Annotated in this window: 21 protein-coding genes; 14 read left to right on the top strand and 7 right to left on the bottom strand. The window is 69.0% G+C overall.

All coding sequences use genetic code 11. The features are described 5' to 3' along the window. Positions 1-7 precede the first annotated feature (7 nt). On the top strand, positions 8-1,474 hold the full coding sequence (locus tag ACFYRU_RS33990) for a carboxylesterase/lipase family protein (RefSeq protein WP_387666463.1): 1,467 nt from the start codon (positions 8-10) through the stop codon (positions 1,472-1,474). Here ACFYRU_RS33990 and ACFYRU_RS33985 read toward each other — a convergent pair. The 4 genes from ACFYRU_RS33985 to ACFYRU_RS33970 all read right to left on the bottom strand — a co-directional run bounded on the left by ACFYRU_RS33985 (position 1,471) and on the right by ACFYRU_RS33970 (position 4,065). Then, positions 1,471-2,670, bottom strand: coding sequence for an RNA polymerase sigma factor (locus ACFYRU_RS33985; RefSeq protein WP_387666460.1), 1,200 nt, complete (start codon positions 2,668-2,670; stop codon positions 1,471-1,473). The genes ACFYRU_RS33990 and ACFYRU_RS33985 overlap by 4 nt on opposite strands. A gap of 75 nt (positions 2,671-2,745) precedes the next feature. After that, positions 2,746-3,147, bottom strand: a complete 402-nt coding sequence (locus ACFYRU_RS33980; RefSeq protein ID WP_387667446.1) for a YciI family protein — start codon at positions 3,145-3,147, stop codon at positions 2,746-2,748. Positions 3,148-3,251: 104 nt separating this feature from the next. Next, a complete protein-coding gene (locus ACFYRU_RS33975; protein WP_387666457.1) occupies positions 3,252-3,800 on the bottom strand; it encodes a DUF3515 domain-containing protein in 549 nt (182 codons plus the stop codon). A 31-nt stretch (positions 3,801-3,831) separates the two neighbouring features. After that, complete coding sequence (locus ACFYRU_RS33970; protein WP_198682133.1) at positions 3,832-4,065, bottom strand: Lrp/AsnC family transcriptional regulator; 234 nt, start codon at positions 4,063-4,065, stop codon at positions 3,832-3,834. Between the two features lie 127 nt (positions 4,066-4,192). Between ACFYRU_RS33970 and ACFYRU_RS33965 the strand changes: the two genes are divergently transcribed. Genes ACFYRU_RS33965 through ACFYRU_RS33955 form a run of 3 tightly spaced genes read left to right on the top strand, consistent with a single transcriptional unit; the run spans position 4,193 to position 6,571 of the window. After that, positions 4,193-5,155: a thiamine-phosphate kinase gene (locus ACFYRU_RS33965; RefSeq protein WP_387666454.1), complete on the top strand. Its 963-nt coding sequence runs from the start codon at positions 4,193-4,195 to the stop codon at positions 5,153-5,155. Position 5,156: 1 nt separating this feature from the next. Continuing rightward, positions 5,157-5,963, top strand: coding sequence for a bifunctional hydroxymethylpyrimidine kinase/phosphomethylpyrimidine kinase (gene thiD, locus ACFYRU_RS33960; RefSeq protein WP_387666451.1), 807 nt, complete (start codon positions 5,157-5,159; stop codon positions 5,961-5,963). Then, positions 5,960-6,571: a DinB family protein gene (locus ACFYRU_RS33955; protein ID WP_387666448.1), complete on the top strand. Its 612-nt coding sequence runs from the start codon at positions 5,960-5,962 to the stop codon at positions 6,569-6,571. The genes thiD and ACFYRU_RS33955 overlap by 4 nt, the downstream gene beginning before the upstream one ends. Here the strand turns inward: ACFYRU_RS33955 and ACFYRU_RS33950 are convergent. Beyond that, positions 6,568-7,725, bottom strand: coding sequence for an ROK family protein (locus ACFYRU_RS33950; protein ID WP_387666446.1), 1,158 nt, complete (start codon positions 7,723-7,725; stop codon positions 6,568-6,570). The two genes, ACFYRU_RS33955 and ACFYRU_RS33950, sit on opposite strands and share 4 nt — an antisense overlap. Positions 7,726-7,772: 47 nt before the next feature. On the opposite strand from ACFYRU_RS33950, the gene ACFYRU_RS33945 reads away from it, so the two are divergent. From ACFYRU_RS33945 to ACFYRU_RS33925, 5 genes are all read left to right on the top strand, one after another. After that, on the top strand, positions 7,773-8,393 hold the full coding sequence (locus ACFYRU_RS33945; RefSeq protein ID WP_387666443.1) for an HAD-IA family hydrolase: 621 nt from the start codon (positions 7,773-7,775) through the stop codon (positions 8,391-8,393). Positions 8,394-8,416: 23 nt separating this feature from the next. After that, positions 8,417-9,589, top strand: a complete 1,173-nt coding sequence (locus ACFYRU_RS33940; RefSeq protein ID WP_387666441.1) for an MFS transporter — start codon at positions 8,417-8,419, stop codon at positions 9,587-9,589. A 39-nt stretch (positions 9,590-9,628) separates the two neighbouring features. Beyond that, the gene (locus ACFYRU_RS33935; protein WP_387666438.1) at positions 9,629-10,462 is read left to right on the top strand and encodes an SMP-30/gluconolactonase/LRE family protein; all 834 of its coding nucleotides are present in this window, start codon (positions 9,629-9,631) and stop codon (positions 10,460-10,462) included. Positions 10,463-10,557: 95 nt separating this feature from the next. Continuing rightward, the gene (locus tag ACFYRU_RS33930; protein WP_387666435.1) at positions 10,558-10,782 is read left to right on the top strand and encodes a hypothetical protein; all 225 of its coding nucleotides are present in this window, start codon (positions 10,558-10,560) and stop codon (positions 10,780-10,782) included. Beyond that, the gene (locus ACFYRU_RS33925; protein ID WP_387666432.1) at positions 10,779-11,504 is read left to right on the top strand and encodes a peptidoglycan-binding protein; all 726 of its coding nucleotides are present in this window, start codon (positions 10,779-10,781) and stop codon (positions 11,502-11,504) included. The genes ACFYRU_RS33930 and ACFYRU_RS33925 overlap by 4 nt, the downstream gene beginning before the upstream one ends. Here the strand turns inward: ACFYRU_RS33925 and ACFYRU_RS33920 are convergent. Continuing rightward, positions 11,501-12,106, bottom strand: coding sequence for an HAD family hydrolase (locus ACFYRU_RS33920; protein ID WP_387666429.1), 606 nt, complete (start codon positions 12,104-12,106; stop codon positions 11,501-11,503). The genes ACFYRU_RS33925 and ACFYRU_RS33920 overlap by 4 nt on opposite strands. 119 nt (positions 12,107-12,225) lie before the next feature. On the opposite strand from ACFYRU_RS33920, the gene ACFYRU_RS33915 reads away from it, so the two are divergent. The 5 genes from ACFYRU_RS33915 (at position 12,226) to rpmB (ending at position 17,671) form a co-directional block, all read left to right on the top strand. Then, positions 12,226-13,500: an extracellular solute-binding protein gene (locus tag ACFYRU_RS33915; protein ID WP_387666426.1), complete on the top strand. Its 1,275-nt coding sequence runs from the start codon at positions 12,226-12,228 to the stop codon at positions 13,498-13,500. Between the two features lies 1 nt (position 13,501). Continuing rightward, positions 13,502-14,530, top strand: a complete 1,029-nt coding sequence (locus ACFYRU_RS33910) for a carbohydrate ABC transporter permease (RefSeq protein ID WP_387666424.1) — start codon at positions 13,502-13,504, stop codon at positions 14,528-14,530. Next, entirely contained in the window at positions 14,520-15,347 is an 828-nt protein-coding gene (locus tag ACFYRU_RS33905) for a carbohydrate ABC transporter permease (RefSeq protein WP_387666421.1), read from the top strand. Before ACFYRU_RS33910 ends, ACFYRU_RS33905 begins: the two co-directional genes overlap by 11 nt. A gap of 29 nt (positions 15,348-15,376) precedes the next feature. Further along, positions 15,377-17,365, top strand: a complete 1,989-nt coding sequence (locus ACFYRU_RS33900; RefSeq protein WP_387666418.1) for an aldo/keto reductase — start codon at positions 15,377-15,379, stop codon at positions 17,363-17,365. 84 nt (positions 17,366-17,449) lie between these two features. Then, a complete protein-coding gene (gene rpmB, locus ACFYRU_RS33895; RefSeq protein ID WP_184830723.1) occupies positions 17,450-17,671 on the top strand; it encodes a 50S ribosomal protein L28 in 222 nt (73 codons plus the stop codon). Between the two features lie 57 nt (positions 17,672-17,728). Here rpmB and ACFYRU_RS33890 read toward each other — a convergent pair whose 3' ends face one another. Continuing rightward, a complete protein-coding gene (locus ACFYRU_RS33890; RefSeq protein WP_387666415.1) occupies positions 17,729-18,718 on the bottom strand; it encodes an SAM-dependent methyltransferase in 990 nt (329 codons plus the stop codon). Positions 18,719-18,790 lie beyond the last annotated feature (72 nt).

Below are 18,790 nucleotides of genomic sequence, written 5' to 3'. Positions count from 1 at the left end.
CGTCGGCATGACGGTCGTCGACACGCGGTCCGGCCCGGTCCGCGGCGATGGCCTTGGGTTCGGCGACGGCCTGGGATTCAAGGGCATCCCGTACGCCGCTGCGCCGGTCGGGGCGAACCGGTTCCAGCCGCCACAGCCGCCGGAGCCGTGGACCTCGCCGCTCGACGCGACGACGTACGGCCCGACCGCGCCGCAGACCGGTACGGTCGGGCTGATCGGGGAGCTGATCCCGCGGACGATCGTCCCGGGCGACGACTACCTGAACCTGAACGTCTGGACGCCGGGACTGGACGGGCGGGCGCCGGTGATGGTGTTCGTCCACGGCGGGTCGTTCACCAGCGGGTCCGGTGCGCTTCCGGTGTACGACGGCAGCCGGTTCGCGCGCGACGGCGTCGTACTCGTGACGCTGAACTACCGGCTCGGGGCGGACGGGTTCCTGTGGTTCGGGGACGGGACGCCGAACCTGGGACTGCTGGACCAGATCGCGGCGCTGACGTGGGTACGGGACAACATTGCGGCCTTCGGTGGTGACCCTGGGAATGTGACGATCTTCGGGGAGTCGGCCGGGGCGATGAGCGTCTGCACGCTGCTCGCGATGCCCGCCGCGTCGGGGCTGTTCCACCGGGCGATCGCTCAGTCCGGCGCCGCGAACAACACGATCGGGGCCGCGACCGCTCGGATCGTGGGGGAACGGCTAGCCGCGGCGCTCGGTACCGCGCCGACGCGGGAGGCGATCGCGCGGGTTCCGATCGAGCGGCTGCTCGCGGTGCAGGACCAGCTCGGTCAACAGGTGATGGGCAAGGCGCGGCCGAAGGTCTGGGGCGATGTCGCCCGGACGTTGCTCCCGTTCAGCCCGGTCGTCGACGGTGAACTGCTGCCCGCGCCACCGCTCGACCGCATCCGGGCGGGAGTGGACGTCGATCTGATGGTCGGAACGAACAGCGAGGAAGCCCGTCTCTTCCTGATCCCCACCGGCGTAGCCGCCACCATCAACACCCCACTGCTGTACGCCGCCGCCCGCATGCGCTTCGGCCTGTCGCCGGCCGGCGTACGCCGCTACCGAGCGAACCGCCCCGGCGCCACGCCGGGTGACGTACTGGCCGCGGTCATGACCGACGCCTACTACCGAATCCCCGCCATCCGCCTGGCCGAGGCCCACGCCGGGACCTACCTCTACGAGTTCGCCTGGAAGTCCCCGGCCTGCAACGGCACCCTGGGCGCCTGCCACGCGGCAGAACTCGCCTTCGTCTTCGACAACCTCGACGACCCTTCCGTAACCACCATGCTCGGCCCCACCCCGCCCCAACACCTGGCCGACCTGATCCACAGCTCATGGATCACCTTCGCAACCAGCGGCACCCCCGGCTGGCCCCCGTACACCCCCAACCACCGCATCACCCGCCACTTCGCCACAGCCTCCGGCACCACCACCAACGACCGCCCAGACGAACGCACCCACTGGGCCCGCCACTAAAGCTTGCTGGCCCGTAGGTGTAGGTAGCGCTGTTGGGGGATGCTGGTGGTTCGGGTGGCGGCTTGTTCGTAGGCCTCGCGGGCGGCCGTGGGGTTGCCGGAGAGTTCCAGTAGGTGGGCGCGAACGGCGTACAGGCGGTGGTCCTTTGTCAGGCGTTCGTCGTGTTCGATGGCCGACAAGCAGGCCAGGCCTTCGGTGGGGCCGTGGGCCATGGCGACGGCGACCACGTGGTTGAGGGCGACCATCGGGTTGTCGGTCAGCAGCAGCAGGACGTCGTACAGCGCGACGATCTGCGGCCAGTCCGTCTCCTCGGCGGACGGCGACTCGTCGTGGACCGCGGCGATCGCGGCCTGTAGCTGGTACGGGCCGACCGGCCCGCGGGGGAGTGTCGCGGTGATCAGCTGCACGCCCTCGTCGATCAGTTCCGGGATCCACAGCGAGCGGTCCTGGTCGGCCATCGGTACGAGCTCGCCGAGCGGACCGGTCCGCGCCGGACGCCGGGCGTCGGTCAGCAGCAGCAACGCCAGCAACCCGGCGACCTCGGGATCGTCCGGCAGCAACCGGTACAACATCCGCGCCAGCCGGATCCCTTCGGCGGCCAGCTCCACCCGCTGCAGGCTGGGACCCGTCGTACTCGCGTATCCCTCGTTGAAGATCAGGTACACGACCTTCAGTACCGCGCCCAGCCGCTCCTCCCGGTCGGCCGGCATCGTGAACCGCGCACCGCTGTCCTGCACGCTCGCCTTCGCCCGGGTGATCCGCCGCGTCATGGTTGCCTCCGGCACCAGGAACGCCCGCGCGATCTCGGCCGTCGTCAGACCGCCGACGGCCCGCAGCGTCAAGGCGATCTGCGACGCCGCCGACAACGACGGATGGCAGCACAGGAACAGCAGCACCAACGTGTCGTCGGTGTCGCCGACCGGCACACCCTGCGGCGCCCACTGCGCGACCCGATCCTCCCGCCGCTGACGGGCCTGCTCCCGCCGGAGCAGATCCGTCAGCCGCCGCGAAGCCACCGTGATCAACCACCCACGAGGACTGGCCGGTACGCCGTCCACCGGCCACTGCTGTGCCGCCGCGAGCAACGCCTCCTGCACCGCGTCCTCAGCGGTGTCGAAATGCCCGAACCGCCGCACAACCGCCCCCAGCACCTGCGGCGCCAACCCCCGCAACAACTCCTCGAGCGGCACAACCATCGCTTACACCTCACCCCGCCCGGCCGCACACCGCACCGATCGACGCGGCCGACGGTGCGGTGCGGTCATCGGGCCTCACCCCACCAGTTCGTCGCGTCCGTCGGCGATCGGGCGAATGTCCGCGTACGCCTTGGCCCATGCGGCCTCCGGCACCGGTGTGTCGGCCAGCCGGGCCGCGATCTCGGTGGCCCGATCGAACGACTCGCACTCGACGATCCAGTAACCGGCGAGCACTTCCTGCGTCTCGGCGTACGGCCCATCGGTCACCACCGCCTGCCCGTCCTTCGACCCCAGCCTCCGAGTCAGCACCGGCGCCGCCAGCGCCCGGGTCTCCACCAGCTCACCCGACTCCATGAGCTCGTTGTTGAACTTCTCCATGAACGCTCCCATTGCCGCGAAGTCCTCCGCGGCCCAGGCAGCGTTCCCCTTCCCCGCCATCCCGTCGTAGTCCTGCTGCGACGCGTACGTCAGGATCATGTACTTCACAACGCTCTCCCATCGTCCCGAGCACCCGCACCGGGCGCTTCCACCCGATACGTCGCGCCCAGCCGCCCGAACCGGACACACTCCAGGCACTGTCTTCAGAGGCAGGGTATGACCAGTTTGTCGTGTTTCTGGACGGCGTCGGAGACGTCGGTGAGGGCGTTGGCTTCCGGGGCGTACTTGTTGGGGACTGCGACCTCGAAGTAGAGCGCGCGGCCGATGGTGGTGAAGACATAGCCGTTCTGGACCTGCTTGGCGAACCAGCCGACGCCGTTGACCTCGAAGCACTTGGACTGGGCTTCGGGCGTGCCGGCGGGTGCGGCCACGCCGCAGGTCATCTCGATCGGCGGATCGCCGTACGCGGTCGTGAGCGGACTCTCGGGAGTCGTTTTGCGGCGCTTCGCGTCCAGGACCTTGGCCGGCAGGGCCTTGACCAGGTCGGTGCACGCGGCCGCGACCTCCGGGCCGGGGGACGGTACGGGGACCGGCGTGGCGCCGGGGGTGCAGCCGGCGATCAGCAGCACGCAGAGCGCCGCGCCCGCGAGCCGCGCCACGGGCAGTGGCGCGCCCGCGCGCCGGGCCGCGGGCAGGGGCAGGCTCGCGCGGCGGGCCGCGCCGGGGGCGGTGCGGGAGTGGATTTTGGGCATACCGGAAGGCGGCGGGTCCCTGTGCTGCGGGTCAGATGTGGACGACGGGGCAGGTCAGGGTGCGGGTGATGCCGGGGACGTTCTGGACCCGGGCAACCACCAGTTTGCCCAGCTCGTCGACGTTGCGGGCCTCGGCTCGGACGATCACGTCGTACGGGCCGGTGACGTCCTCGGCCAGAGTGACGCCCTGGACCTCGGCGATCTGTGCCGCGACGTCGGCCGCGCGGCCGACCTCGGTCTGGATCAGGATGTAGGCCTGGACCACCACGTCGTTCTCCACTCAGTCGTCCTCAGCTGGCTCCGGCCACAGTACTGCCAGGCGGCCGGGCGTACTCGTTGCCACGTCACGGTACCGCCTAGACTCCCGGTGGGTACATGGGAGGTCTGCTGACGTGACAGAGACGTTGGGGAGCACGGGTGAGTTCGGCCTGATCGCGGCCGTCACCAAGGGGCTGTCCCAGAGTGAGGACGTCCTGGTAGGTCCCGGTGACGACGCGGCCGTGCTGGCGGTGCCGGACGGGCGCATGGTGATCACGACCGACCTGCTGGTGGAGGGCCGGCACTTCCGCCAGGACTGGTCGTCGGCGTACGACGTGGGCCGCAAGGCCGCCGCGCAGAACCTGGCCGACGTCGCCGCGATGGGCGCCCGGCCGACTGCGCTCGTCGTCGGCTTCGGTGGTCCCGCGGACCTGCCGACCGCCTGGGTGCTCGAGCTGAACCAGGGCCTCGTCGACGAGTGCGAACTGGTCGGCGCGAGCATCGTCGGCGGCGACACCGTCCAGTCGGACAAGATCGTGGTGTCGGTCACCGCGTTCGGCTCGCTCGACGGCCGCCGGCCCGTACTGCGTTCCGGCGCCCGCCCGGGCGACGAGGTCGCGTACGTCGGCCGGCTCGGCTGGGCCGAGGCGGGCTGGGCGGTCCTCGCCCGCGGGTTCCGTTCGCCGCGGGCTGTGGTCGAGGCGCACCGCCGCCCGCAGCCGCCGTACGACGAAGGCCCGAAGGCGGCTGCCGGCGGAGCGTCGTCGTTGTGCGACGTGAGTGACGGGCTGCTGTCCGACCTCGGTCACATCGCGGCGGCGAGCCAGGTGATCATCGACGTGCACACGAAGGCGCTGACCGTACCGGAGCCGCTCCAGGCGGTGGCGGCCGCGACCGGTGTGGACGCGCTGAAGTTCGTGCTGACCGGCGGCGAGGACCACGCCCTGGTCGGCACCTTCGAACCGGCCGACGTACCCGAGGGCTGGACCGTCATCGGCTCGGTTGCCGAGGGCAACGAGGAACGCCCGGCCGGAACCGTGACCGTGGACGGCGCGCCGTATGCTGCGGAGACCGGACACGCCCACTTCAGGAGTTGAGATGCGCCCGCCCAGAGTGCTGACGATCGCGGGTTCGGATTCCGGTGGTGGCGCCGGGATCCAGGCGGACCTGAAGGCCATGCTCGCGAACGGTGTGCACGGTATGAGCGTGCTGACCGCGATCACCGCGCAGAACAGCCTCGGCGTCCAGGGATCCTGGGAGCTGCCGGCGGAGCAGGTCCGCGCGCAGTTCCGCAGCGTGGTCGACGACATCGGCGTCGACGCGGTGAAGACCGGCATGCTCGCGTCCGAGTCGATGGTCCGGGTCGTCGCGGACCTGCTGAGGACGCTGCCGGACGGTGTACCCGTCGTGGTCGACCCAGTGTCGGTGTCGAAGCACGGCGACGCGCTGCTTGCCGCCGACGCGATGGAGGCTGTCCGCTCTGAGATCGTCCCGCTGGCCACTGTGCTCACTCCGAACCTCACCGAGCTCGGACCGGTGTCAGGCGTCGAGCTGAGGACGGTTGAGGACCGGGAGCTCGCGGCGAAGGAGCTGCTGCACGCAGGTGCTGCCTGGGTGCTGGTGAAGGGCGGCCACGACGAGGGAGAGACCTCTGTCGACGTACTGCATGGCCCTGGGGTACGCCGTACGTACAGTGCTGCACGCGCCGACAACAGACACACGCACGGCACCGGCTGCACGTTGGCGAGCACCATCGCGTCGTACCTTGCACGTGGGTACGACGTACCGGCCGCCGTCGGTGCCGCGAAGGAGTACGTGACCGGGGCGATCGCGGCCGGCTTCGCGCTGGGTGACGGGATCGGGCCGGTCGACCATGCATGGAGATTCAGAGGGAGTAGCAGTTGAGCAAGCAGCGGCCCCCGGTGGACGGGTACTGCGAGCAGTGCGGTTTCAACTACGACACAGGCGACCTGCAGGGCACTGTGACGCTACTGATCCGGCAGGCCGCCGACTGTGCGATGGCCCTGACGAAGGCCGCGGCCGGTCCGGACGTCAACGTGGTGCGGCTGCGGCCTGAGCCCGAGGTGTGGTCGGCGATCGAGTACGCGTGCCACGTGCGCGACGTACTTGAGGTGCAGCGCCTGCGGATCGCGCAGTGCCTCGCGGAGGACCGCCCTGTGTACGCGCCGATGGACCGGACGGGACGGGTGAAGCAGGAGAAGTACGAGGCCCAGGACCCGGCGGAGGTCGCGGCCGCGCTGATGCGGAACGCCCGCGAGTTCGGGGCCGCGGCGCGGGTGCTGCAGCCGCAGCAACTCGGGAAGCTCGGGCTCTACAACTACCCGGTCCGGGCGCCACGCTCGCTCGGCTGGATCATCCGCCACACGGCGCATGAGATTCAGCACCACCGGCACGACATCACCGAGATCCTGGCGAAGCTGGAGCCTCCGATCGTGCCGAAGCCCAAGCCGGAAGTCGAAGAGGTAGTGGAAGAGGCCGAAGTCGCCGACTAGTGCTGCGCCACCCAGGTGGCGATGGCTGGTTCGGTGGTGAGGTGGTCGAGCGCCAGCGCGGCGGCGCCGCGGAGCGGGCCGTCGAGTTGGTGGGCAGCGGGTAGTACTGGCGGCGGAGCCGCGCGGTGGAACGTCATCAGGCCCTCCTGGTAGGCCGCGTCAAACTCCTGCTCGGCTGCTGCGCGTAGTCGGATAGCCAGGCCGCCGACAGTCACCACGTCGGGGTCGTGGGCGTTGACGAGGCCTGCGATTCCGTGGCCAAGGGCCGTGACCACCCTGGTGATTGCTGCGCGGGCAGCACGGTCAGTACGTGTCAGTACGTCCTCTGCGTACGCCACCGGGTCGTCAGGCGTTGGCTGCTTCAAGTGGCGAGCCAGGGCGCGGCCGTCGATCTCCAGGTCCCAGCAGCCGCGGGCGCCGCACGGGCACGGCCGCGATCGGTCCCCGAACGGCACATGCCCGTACTCACCACCCGCACCCGAAGCGCCCTGCGCCGGTACGCCGTCGATCAGCAGGGTGCCGCCGATACCCACCTCGATGATCAGGTGTAGTGCTGTACCGGCTCCGGCAGCCGCACCCGTACGGGCCTCTGCCACGCCGCTGAGCGTGGCGTCGTTGCCTGCCAGGAGTGGTACGTCGACGTTGGCGGTGACCTGTGCCAGATCGAGCTCGGCCCACTCCAGCGTCGGCGCTTGCATGAGGTGGTTGTCGCGGACAGTCCCTGGTACGGCGAGGCTCACCAGCTGCAGGCGGTCGCCGTACTGCTCCCGTGTCTGCTCCACAGCTCGCCGCAGGTTGTTCAGGACGGGCTGGGCACGCCTGCTGCGGTGTCGTTTGTACTGCGGGTCCTTCAGCGCCCCGTCCAGTGCTACGACCGCACTGCGCCAGCTGGACTGCCGTAGGTCGAGTGCCAGCACCACGGGGCCTTCGGGGTGAGCCTGTAGGACTGTCGTGGGACGGCCGCGGCCCTGGCTGGGAGCAGGCGCTTCGGTCAGCAGTTGTACGTCGCGTAGCCGGGCAGTCACCTCCGTAGCCGAGCCCGTGCTCAACCGGAGCGTCCGTGCGACCTCGGCGCGGGTGACCCCGGGCCGGCGTGCGACCTGGGTCAGGACGTCCGCGGCCGTCTGCCATTGTCCCCGGCGTACTGGAGTCATCGCTGCCTTCCGTTTATGCTCGGAGGACGAGTTTAATGGGAGGGCTGATGGAGATCCGGGACATCCGCGCGGTGCTGTTCGACATGGACGGCACCCTGGTGGATTCGGACGCGGTCGTGGACCGCTGCTGGAGCCGCTGGGCGGTCGAGTGCGGGCTCGACCCGGCCGCGGTGCTCGCGGTCGCGCACGGGAACCCGGCGGCCGCGACGGTCGCGCAGTTCCTGCCGGCGGCGTCGGCGGACGAGCGGGCGGCGGCGTGGGCGCGGGTGTACGAGCTCGAGGTCAACGACGTCGACGGCGTGGTGGCCAAGCCGGGCGCGGTCGAGCTGCTCGCGACGCTCGAGCGGATCGGGCTGCCGTGGGCGGTCTACACCAGTGCGCCGGCGCAGCTCGCGAAGGTGCGGCTGACCGCGGGCGGGATCGCGCCGTCGGTGCTCGTCACGGTTGACGACGTGAGCCGCGGTAAGCCGGACCCCGAGGGGTACGTGCGGGCGGCGGAGCTGCTCGGCGTACCTGTCACCGAGTGTCTGGTGGTGGAGGACACTGTCGTCGGGTTGTCGGCCGGGAAGGCCTCGGGGGCGTTGACGGCCGGGCTGAAGGGTGTGCCGGCCGACATCGAGCTCCCGGACCTGCACCGGCTCGACGGGCTTTTCCAAGGTCTGGAATGACCCCCGAGGCTCCTTTTGACGCTGTGGACGCCGGGAGCCGGACGGACGGGATCCGGATCGGGATCGCACTGTCGGCGATGGGCTTCGTGCTGTCCGGGCTCGGAGCGTGCGTGGCGATCCTTGCGCGCGACCTGAGCGAGCCGACCAGTCGGTTGGCGTTGCTGTCGTCCGGGTTCGCTGTTGGGCTCATGCTGGTTGCTGTGGTCGGCCCACGGATGCTGCGGCGGTGGGCGATTCCTACGGTGCTCGGGCTGGGGTCTGTTGTGTGCGCGGTCGGGGCGGTGCTGATCGCGGTCGCTCCTGCGTACGTGGTGGCAATCGCAGGTGGGCTGCTGGTCGGCCTGGGCGGTGCACTGCTCGTGCTGGTAGCCCCACTCATGCTCAACGGCCCCACCGCCGCGTCCCGCCTCAGCCGCGTGAACGCAGTAGCCAGCGGCGTCGGCATTCTCGCGCCGCTAGCGGTAGGCACCCTGGACACCCTCGGCCCAACCGGCCGCCTGGCAATGCTCGCCGCAGCACCGCCCCTTCTTCTGCTGGCCGTTCTCACGCGACGCACACAGCCGCCACCACCACCTACCGCGACCGCGGTACCCGTTCTCATCGACTCTGCTCCGGCGGTTGGGTTGGCGGGGAAGTGGCGGCGGGTGGGACGGCGTGTGGTGATGGACGTGGGCGTGGGGTGGTTGCGGGTGGTACTGGCCGTGTCCGTCGAGTTCTGCTTTGTGGTTTGGGGTGTGGCTCGGCTGGTGGCTGCTGGGCTGCCCACGGCTACGGCGGCGCTGCTCGGTAGTGCGTTTCCGATCGGGATGGCGGTGGGGCGGGCGATCGGGCCGATCCGGATCAACGGGTGGTCGCCGGTGGTGCCGTCCAGCGTGCTGGCGGCTGCGGGTACGTTGCTGGTGAGCCTGTTCGACGCACCCGCTGTGGTAGCCGCTGGGCTGATCGTGGCAGGGCTCGGCGTGGCGCCGCTCTACCCGGTGACGCTCGCGTCGCTCGTCGCGACACCCGGAATCAGCGCGGCCCGGCTCGCCGCCGTGGGCGCGATGGCGTCCGGTACGGCGATCCTCGTCGCGCCGGCGCTCCTGGCCGTACTGGCACGGGCCGTCGACCTACGTACGGCGTACCTGATCACGCTCCCACTGCTCGCCGTACTTTTCCTGCTGAGCCGTCGATCGGGCCGCACCTCGTTCGTGTAGAGGGTGAAAGCACCCCCGCAACGAGGAAGGCAGCACACCATGAAGCTCCTGATCGACGGCCTCGCGATGCCCGAGTCCGCGCGCTGGCACGACGGCCGGCTGTGGTTCTGCAACTGGACCCAGCAGCAGGTGGTCGCGATCGACGCCGACGGCAAGGCCGAGTACTTCGACGTCCCGGTCGAGAACCTGATGGGCTGGTCGATCGAGTGGACGCCCGACGGCCGCCTGCTCACCACCGGCGACAAGCTCCGCCGCTACGAGCCCGACGGCACGGTCACCGTACTCGCCGACCAGCACGCGAACGAGCTCGTGCTCGATGCCCACGGCAACATCTACCTGGACGGCGCGGACTTCAACTTCTCCGCCGGCGAAGCGCCCAAGCCCGGCTGGATCAAGCTGGTCACGCCGGACGGGACGGTCCGGGACGTGGCCGACGGCATCGAGTTCCCGAACGGCATGGTGCTCACCCCGGACGGCCGGACGCTGGTGATCGCCGAGTCGTTCGCCGGCCGGTTGACGGCCTTCGACGTACAGCCGGACGGCGGGCTGACGAACCGCCGGGTGTACGCCGACAACCTCGGCCCGGACGGGATCTGCCTGGACGCCGAGGGCGCGATCTGGTCCCAGACCGGCAGCGAGGGCGTCGTACGGGTCGCCGACGGCGGCGAGATCCTGCAGCGCATCGACCTCCCGGCCAACCGCGCGCCGTTCTCGCTCACGCTGGCCGACTTCGACGGCCCGACCCTGTGCATCCTCACCTCCGAGTGGCACCTGCAGGACACGATCGCCGACAACCTCGCCCGCCTCCGCAGCGACGCCCGCACCGGCCAGATCCACACAGTCCCGGTCGCCGTACCGCCGGCCGTTCGCTGAGAAATTCCTGGGTGCCGCGCACTTCCGTGCGGTTTGCGGGCGGAGGAGGATGAGGGTTCGAGACCTGGGGGAGCAGTGTCTTGAGGGGGATCAGGATGACGACGGACGACGTACGCACCGGTCGCAGGCCGGCGCTGGACAATCTGGACGACGTGCCGGACGACATGTCCCAGGAAGAGCAGGCGCGGGGACTGGTCGAGCCTGCGTTCGACCACCACATCGAGAACGAGGCCGAGCTGCTGGCCGCGGAGTTCGGGCCGCCGGACAAGGACGGCGGGTACGGCCGCGGGCCGGACGACTACGCCGAGGCGGGGTCGTGAGCGGCGTCGAGGACATGGTCGCCCAGGCCGAGCTGGACCTCGGCCTGGGCGAGCCGAACAAGATCCAGAAGTGGTACCGGGACCGCAACGGCTCGGACTTCAACGGCAACTTCCCGTGGTGCGACGCCTCGATCACGTACTGGGCCTGGCACTCCGGGAACGAGGACGCAGTCACCTTCGGCGGCGACTTCGCGAAGACGACTGTGCATGCGAAGGCGTTCAAGAACCACGGCCAGTGGCACGTGGACATCGCCGGCATCCAGCGGGGCGACATCGTCTTCTTCGACTGGGGCGGTACCGACCTGAAGTCCGCGATCGACCACGTCGGCCTGGTCACCGGGGTCAGCGGCTCGAAGGTCTACACGATCGAGGGCAACTACGACGACGTCTGCGACCGGCACGTCCGCATGTCGAACTGGATCGTCGGTTACGGCCGGCCGGTGTACGTGCACGGCGGCACTCACGTCCCCGGGTTCGTGACGTTCCCGGGCAAGTCGTTCTTCGTGGCGGGCCGCAAGAGCCCGATCATCGAGGCGATGCACAACCGGCTGGTCGCGGTCGGGTGCAACAAGTACGAGACCCAGACGAACAAGGACACCTGGGGCACCGGCGACGTGAAGTCGTACTCGTGCTGGCAGCAGAAGCAACACTTCACCGGCGCCGACGCCGACGGCATCCCGGGCAAGGAGACCTGGGACAAGCTGAAGGTCCCGCGGACCTAGACAGGAAGGTCGTGCCGGCGTAGTAGCTCGATCAGGGCTGGTACGCCGGCCGACAGGTCGTACAGCTCTGCCCGAAGACCGACGGCCGAAGCGCCCGCCACGTTCGCGGCGTTGTCGTCGATGAACAGCACCTCGGACGCCGGTACGTCGATCGCGCCGAGGATCGCCCGGAAGTACGCCGGATCCGGCTTCGCTAGGCCGAGGTCGCAGGAGTAGAACGTCCGGTCGAACCAACCGCCGTACCCGCGTTCGTCCTGCATGATCGCCCGCCGGTACGCGTGCTGGTTGGTCGCCAGGTGGCAGCCGATCCCGGCAGCCCGCAGCGTCTGGATCAGCTCGATCACCTCGGGCTCCGCGGCGAACCAGCTCCACGGCTCGATCGCCTCGTCCACTGTCGCGGCCGAGTTCCACCGCCGCAGTACGTCGGCGAGTGCGTCCCGGAAGTCGCCCTTGCCGACCAGCGACGGCTTCTCCGCGGCCATCAGCTCGGCCACGAACGCCTCTCCGTCGCTCGGTACAAGCGACCCCAGCCGGGTCCACCAGTCGAAGGTGGGCCGCTGGAGGACCCCGTCGGCATCGAACAGGACGGCGCGTGAACTCATGGCGCCATCTTGTCATCAGGCACTTGACCGGTTCAGTCGGTATGCGCTTACCTTAATGGCTACGTAAACATATGTGGACACCTTCCGGCGAAAACCAACAGAAAGCGCCAGGTGAGGCTATGACCCTGAGTAGAAGGAAGTTTCTCGCGGCCGGCACCGCCGCGGCCGCCGCCGGTCTCACCGGCTGTGGATCTGTCAGCTCGCTCGGTGGGAAGAACGAGCTCAGTATGTGGACCTGGGTCGGCTCCGTCAACGACGACCTGATCAGCCAGGCGGAGAAGGCCATCCCCGGGTACGACGGGATGAAGCTCGCGATGACCCGGATCGGCTCCAACTACAAGACCAAGGTGCTGACCGCGCTGGCCGGCAAGTCCCTGGTCCCGGACATCGTCGCGATCAACGACGACGTGGCCACCTACTTCCCGAACGCGGACCAGTTCCACGACCTGTACGAGCTCGGCGCGAAGGACCTGGAGCAGGACTTCCTGCCCTGGAAGTGGAAGTGGGGCGTCACCCCGCAGGGCAAGATGATGGCGTACCCGATGGACACCGGGCCGACCGCGTTGTTCTACCGCACGGACATCTTCACCAAGGCCGGCATCGACATCGACCCGGCCGCCGTCGCCGGACTCGCGCCGGACTGGGACGCGTTCATCGCGCTCGGCAAGAAGGTCAAGCAGGCCGTGCCGGGCTCGTCGATCACCGACAACATCACGAGCATCTACGGCTACCGGATGGCCCAGCTGCCGAAGAAGTACATGACCCGGGACGGGCAGTACATCGGCGACCAGGACCACGTACGGGAGTCGTTCGACCTGGCCGTACGCGTCGTCAAGGAAGGTCTGTCGGCGAACGCGCAGAACTCCAGCGACAAGAACGCCGTCGTCACCAACGGCAAGCTGGTCGCGTACAACGGCGCGGTCTGGTGGGCCCAGCTCGGGCCGAAGAACGCGGCGCCGAAGACCAAGGGACTCTGGCGCGTGACGGCGGCTCCTGGTGGCGCCGGCAACAAGGGCGGGTCGTTCCTGGCGATCACCAAGTACTGCAAGAACCCGAAGGCGGCGTTCGCGTTCATCAGCTGGCTCGAGTCGGCCAAGAACCAGGCCCAGGCGTTCCTGGATCCGGTGCTGTTCCCGTCCACGCCGGCCAGCTACACCGACCCGAAGCTGGCCGCGCCGGATCCGTTCTTCGGCGGCCAGAAGATCGTCGACGTGTTCGCGGACTCCGCGAAGAAGTACCCGGGCGCGTACTTCTCGCCGTACGACAGCATCGTCGACACCCCGATCAGTTCCGAACTGGTGAACATCGAGGCGGCCGGCAAGAGCCCCGACCAGGCCTGGGCCGACGCCCAGCGACAGATCCAGCGCGAACTCAGCCGAGTGGGGGCGATCTGAGATGGCAGTCACCACCAAGACGGTTCCAGCCGCGGCGACGGCGACCGTTGCCACGGAGAAGCCGCCGAACAAGTTCCGGCAGGCGTTCCCGCAGTACACCGCGGTCGCGCCGTTCTTCGTCCTGTTCGCGATCTTCGGTGCGTTCCCGGTGCTGTTCTCGATCTGGATCTCGTTCCACTCCTGGGACGGCATCGGCCAGATGAAATGGGTCGGGCTGGAGCAGTACCACTACCTGCTCACCGACGCCACGTTCTGGAAGACGATCGGCAACACCCTCATCATCTGGGTGCTGTCCACGGTCCCGATGCTGCTGCTCGCGCTGGTGATCGCCTACGCGCTGCACAACGCGACCCGGCTGCGGACCTTCTACCGGATCGCGTACTTCATCCCGAACGTCACCTCGGTGGTCGCGATCACGCTGGTGTTCGGCTCGATCTTCAGCAACAACTTCGGCCTGCTGAACGCCTTCCTGCAGTCGATCGGCGTCGGTCAGGTCGAATGGCTGACCTCGCCGTGGGGGATCAAGGTCGCGATCGCCACCATCGTCACCTGGCGCTGGGTCGGCTACAACGCGATCATCTACCTGGCCGGCCTGCAGGCGATCTCGCAGGACGTGTACGAGGCGGCCAAGGTCGACGGCGCGAGCTCGCGGCAGACGTTCTGGCGGATCACGGTACCGATGATGCGGCCGGTGATCCTGTTCACCGCGGTCACCTCGACGATCGGCGGCCTGCAGATCTTCACCGAGTCGCGGGTGCTGTTCGGCGACACCAACAACATCGGCGGCCCGGGCGACGCCGGCCTGACCATCGTCTCGTACCTGTACCAGAGCGCGTTCATCAAGAACCAGTTCGGGTACGGAGCGGCCGTCGGCTGGGCGTTGTTCATCCTGATCGTGCTGTTCAGCATCATCAACTGGCGGCTGATCGGCGGCAACGACGACGAACGCCTGACCCGACGCGCCGCCCGACGGGTGGAACGCCGGATCGCAGCCCAGAATGCCAAGAGGGAGGCCGCAGATGTCCATTGAGCGCGTGCGCACCGCCGTCGGTCACATCGTGCTGATGTTCGGCGTGCTGGTCTCGCTGTTCCCGTTCTACTGGATGGTCGTGATGGCCTCCAACACGACTCCTGACATCTTCAGCTATCCGCCGAAGCTGTTGATCGGTTCGCACCTGTTCGAGAACATGGGCAAGGTGCTGGACAACATCGACTTCTTCGGCGCGATGCTGCTCACCCTCATCACCTCACTGGCCGTCACGGTCCTGGTGCTGTTCTTCGACTCGCTGGCCGCGTTCGCGTTCGCGAAGTACCAGTTCCCGGGCCGCAACGTGCTGTTCGGGATCCTGCTGGCGACGTTCATGATCCCGACCCAGCTGTCGTTGGTGCCGCAGTTCGTGGTGCTCGCGCAGCTCGGCTGGATCGGGTCGCTGAAGGCCCTGATCATCCCGGGCGCGGCGAACGCGTTCGGCATCTTCTGGATGCGCCAGTACGCCAAGGGCGCGATCCCGGACGAGCTGATCGCGGCCGCCAAGGTCGACGGCGCCGGCTTCTTCCGGCAGTACCTGACCGTCGGTCTGCCGGTGCTCCGGCCGGGCCTGGCCTTCCTCGGCATCTTCACCTTCATCAACGTCTGGAACGACTACCTCTGGCCGCTGATCGTGATGACGGACCCGAACCGGCTCACCCTGCAGGTCGCCCTCGACCAGCTGAACGGCATCTACGGCACCGACTACTCGATGGTGATGGCCGGTGCGCTGATGAGTGTCATCCCCCTGATCGGCGTCTTCCTGATCGGCGCGCGTTCGTTCATCGCCGACCTGGCCGCGGGCGCCATGAAGTTCTGACCTCCACCCTACAAACCACGGGATTCCCTTTGACTGACCACAAGCTCCGCTGGGGCATCATCGGCACCGGCAACATCGCCTCCCGGTTCGCCAGTCAGGTGCCGACCTCGAAGACCAACGAGGTCGTCGCCGTCGGCAGCCGGTCCATCGAGTCGGCGAACACGTTCGCCGACAAGTGGGACATCGCCAACCGGCACGCGTCGTACGACGAGCTGCTCGCCGACCCGTCCGTCGAGGCGGTGTACATCGCGACGCCGCACCCGATGCACGTCGAGTGGGCGATCAAGGCGGCCGAGGCGGGCAAGCACGTCCTGTGCGAGAAGCCGCTGGCGATCAACCGCGCGTGGGCCGAGGCGATGATCGAGGCCGCGGTCCGCAACGACGTCTTCCTGATGGAGGCGTACATGTACCGGTGCCTGCCGCAGACCAAGCTGATCACCCAGCTGGTCCGCGACGGCGAGATCGGTACCGTCCACCAGATCCAGGCGACGTTCGCGTTCGCGGCCGGGTACCGGCCGGAGAGCCGGATCTTCGCCGACGACCTGGCCGGCGGCGGCATCCTCGACGTCGGCGGGTACCCGGTCTCGATGGCCCGGCTGATCGCCGGCGCGGCGACCGGGCAGCCGTACGCCGAACCGGCCGCCGTCAACGCGGTCGGCACGGTCGGTGAGACCGGCGTAGACGAGTGGACGGTGGCGACGCTGTTCTTCGACGGCGGCATCACCGCGCAGCTCAGCACCGGCGTGCGGCTGTCCGACCAGAACCAGGTCCGGATCTTCGGCAGCGAGGGCTACCTCGTGGTCGAGGACCCGTGGTTCGGCGGCGACGGCAAGCCGGCGCACGTCACCCTGCACCGGGTCGGAGAGGAGTCGCGGGACATCGCCGCGGAACCGGCCCTGATCTACACCGCGGAGGCGGAGGCCGTGCAGGCCGCGATCGCTTCCGGCGCGAAGGAGGCGCCGGAGATGAGCTGGGCGGACACGCTCGGCAACCTGACCGTGCAGGACCAGTGGCGGGCCGCGATCGGCCAGCAGTACGCGAGCGAGCGGGACGACGCGATCGTGCCGACCGCGACCGGACGGCCGCTGGCCAAGCGCGCGGACGCCCCGATGACGTACGGCCACGTACCGGGCGTCGACAAGCAGGTGTCCCGCCTGGTGATGGGCGTGGACAACCAGCAGACGCTGCCGCACGCCGCGGTGATCTTCGACGACTTCGTCGAGCGGGGCGGTACGACGTTCGACACCGCGTACATCTACGGCGGCGGGCGCGGCGAGAAGCTGCTCGGGCAGTGGATGACGTCGCGTGGCAACCGGGACGACGTGGTGGTGATCGGCAAGGGCGCGCACACCCCGCACTGCGACCCGGAGTCCATCACCCGGCAGTTGCACGAGAGCCTCGAGCGGCTGCAGACCGACCACGTCGACCTGTACTTCATGCACCGGGACAACGAGGACATCCCGGTGTCGGAGTTCGTGGACGTACTGGACGAGCACTTCAAGGCCGGGCGGATCAAGGCGTTCGGCGGGTCGAACTGGTCCACCGCGCGGTTCGACGAGGCCAACGCGTACGCCGAGGCGAACAGCAAGCAGCCGTTCACGCTGCTCAGCAACCACCTCAGCCTCGCGCGGGCGTACGACGTACCGTGGGCCGGCTGCCGGCACGTCTCGGACGACGAGTCCCAGGCGTGGCTGCGGGAACGGCAGGTCGCGCTGTTCCCGTGGTCGAGCCAGGCGCGCGGGTTCTTCACCGGGCGGGCCAAGCCGGAGGACACGTCGGACCAGGAGCTGGTGCGCTGCTTCTACTCCGACGAGAACTTCCAGCGGCTGGACCGTGCGCGGGAGCTCGCGGCGGCGAAGGGTGTGGAGCCGACGGCGATCGCGCTGGCCTGGCTGCTGCACCAGCCGTACCCGGTGTTCCCGCTGATCGGGCCGCGGCACGTCAGCGAGACGCGGACCTCGACACCGGGGCTCTCGGTGTCGCTGACCGACGACGAAGTGGCGTACCTCACTGCCTGATCAGGGCCTGGCACTCGAATTGGTCGTGTGCTGACAGCCATGTAACATGATCTGTCGGAGTCACGACCCTGAACACGGAGAATCATGTCTAAGAAGTGCGATGTCTGCGGCAAGCAGCCGACGTTCGGCAACAGCGTTGCCCGCCTGGGTAAGGGCGCGATGATCCGGCGGGTCAAGGCTCGTACGCCGCGCCGTTTCAACCCCAACATCCAGCCGGTCCGCGCCATCATCAAGGGCACCCCGACCCGGATGAAGGTTTGCACCTCCTGCATCAAGGCAGGAAAGGTCCAGCGCGTCGTCGGCTGATCCAGCTTTCTCCGTGTAGGGCTTTCCGACCAGGCGCCCGGGGTTCCCCCCGGGCGCCTAGTCGTGTCTGCGGGCAACGACGGTGATCTCGTTGCGGTTGTGGTGGAGCTGGCGGGCGTGCAGTACGTCGTACCGCTCGCGGAGTACGTCGATGCCGCGCCGGGCGCCGTCGAGCGGGTTCTTGCCGCCGCCCTTGAGGGTGACGACCGCGAGACCGCCGCGGCGCAGGTGGGCGGCCGCGTCGAGCATCATCCGGGCGCTGGTCACCTGGTCCATCCGCATGTCGTTCACCACCACGTCGAACCGGACCCGGTTGGCCGCGAAGAACCGCCCGGCGGTGGTCGCCTCGTGGTGGATCCGCCGGTCATCACGCAGCCGCGGATCCAGCGAACCGGGGTCGACCGACCACACCTCCTGCCCGTGCTGCCGCAGAATCCGCGTCCACCCACCCGGCGACGCCCCCAGGTCGACGGCCTTCCCGCCCCTCGGCAACTCCAGCCCGAACGTCGCGATCGCCTCCTCCAACTTGAACTCCGACCGCGACACCCGCCCCTCCCCCCGAGCCAACCGCATCCGCCCACCCGGCCAGTCCGACAGACTGTCCGCGAGCCGGTTCACCCCGAGCAGGATCGCCTTCCGGCCGCCGAAGCACGAGACGACATACTCCTGGCCCGAGCGGGTGACGGCCACTCCTCGGCCGGCCAGCGCCTCCTCCAGACGGTGGTAGTACGAGCCGCCTCCCGGACCGTCGGTCCACGCCTGGACGGCCAGCGCCTTCGGGTACTCCGGCAGCTCGGCCAGCACCAGCTCCGCCAGCTCGTAGTCCGGCGGCAGCTCCTCGAAGCTCGCGATCTCGACCGTCAGATGGCGGACGAACATGATCCGGCCGTCGTCGCACGCCGCAGCCAGTTCTCGCACCGACGGTCCGTCCACCCGGCCGAGCTCCGCCCCGACTCGCTCGATCTTCAGGTCTCGCCCGAACTCGCCGCGGAGCTCCCGCACCGCCAACCCGTAGCTGTCGGCTGCGGCCGAGAACAACACACTCACCGGGGAACCGTACCGAACGACAGGACGTAGTCGGGTACGTATACGCCCCCGCCCGCCTGGCGACCCGCGCCG

This window comes from Kribbella sp. NPDC004536 (assembly GCF_042873835.1).
Lineage (GTDB): Bacteria > Actinomycetota > Actinomycetes > Propionibacteriales > Kribbellaceae > Kribbella.
This window is presented reverse-complemented; position numbering and strand designations above follow the sequence as displayed.

Bases quoted from the DNA above. Each gene is read 5' to 3' on its own strand.
- ACFYRU_RS33985 (WP_387666460.1), bottom strand. From the start codon at position 2,670: ATGGTTGTGCCGCTCGAGGAGTTGTTGCGGGGGTTGGCGCCGCAGGTG.
- ACFYRU_RS33905 (WP_387666421.1), top strand. From the start codon at position 14,520: ATGTCCATTGAGCGCGTGCGCACCGCCGTCGGTCACATCGTGCTGATG.
- ACFYRU_RS33945 (WP_387666443.1), top strand. From the start codon at position 7,773: ATGGAGATCCGGGACATCCGCGCGGTGCTGTTCGACATGGACGGCACC.
- ACFYRU_RS33990 (WP_387666463.1), top strand. From the start codon at position 8: ATGACGGTCGTCGACACGCGGTCCGGCCCGGTCCGCGGCGATGGCCTT.
- ACFYRU_RS33975 (WP_387666457.1), bottom strand. From the start codon at position 3,800: ATGCCCAAAATCCACTCCCGCACCGCCCCCGGCGCGGCCCGCCGCGCG.
- ACFYRU_RS33930 (WP_387666435.1), top strand. From the start codon at position 10,558: ATGACGACGGACGACGTACGCACCGGTCGCAGGCCGGCGCTGGACAAT.
- ACFYRU_RS33910 (WP_387666424.1), top strand. From the start codon at position 13,502: ATGGCAGTCACCACCAAGACGGTTCCAGCCGCGGCGACGGCGACCGTT.
- ACFYRU_RS33980 (WP_387667446.1), bottom strand. From the start codon at position 3,147: ATGATCCTGACGTACGCGTCGCAGCAGGACTACGACGGGATGGCGGGG.
- ACFYRU_RS33950 (WP_387666446.1), bottom strand. From the start codon at position 7,725: ATGACTCCAGTACGCCGGGGACAATGGCAGACGGCCGCGGACGTCCTG.
- thiD (WP_387666451.1), top strand. From the start codon at position 5,157: ATGCGCCCGCCCAGAGTGCTGACGATCGCGGGTTCGGATTCCGGTGGT.
- ACFYRU_RS33920 (WP_387666429.1), bottom strand. From the start codon at position 12,106: ATGAGTTCACGCGCCGTCCTGTTCGATGCCGACGGGGTCCTCCAGCGG.
- ACFYRU_RS33935 (WP_387666438.1), top strand. From the start codon at position 9,629: ATGAAGCTCCTGATCGACGGCCTCGCGATGCCCGAGTCCGCGCGCTGG.
- rpmB (WP_184830723.1), top strand. From the start codon at position 17,450: ATGTCTAAGAAGTGCGATGTCTGCGGCAAGCAGCCGACGTTCGGCAAC.
- ACFYRU_RS33915 (WP_387666426.1), top strand. From the start codon at position 12,226: ATGACCCTGAGTAGAAGGAAGTTTCTCGCGGCCGGCACCGCCGCGGCC.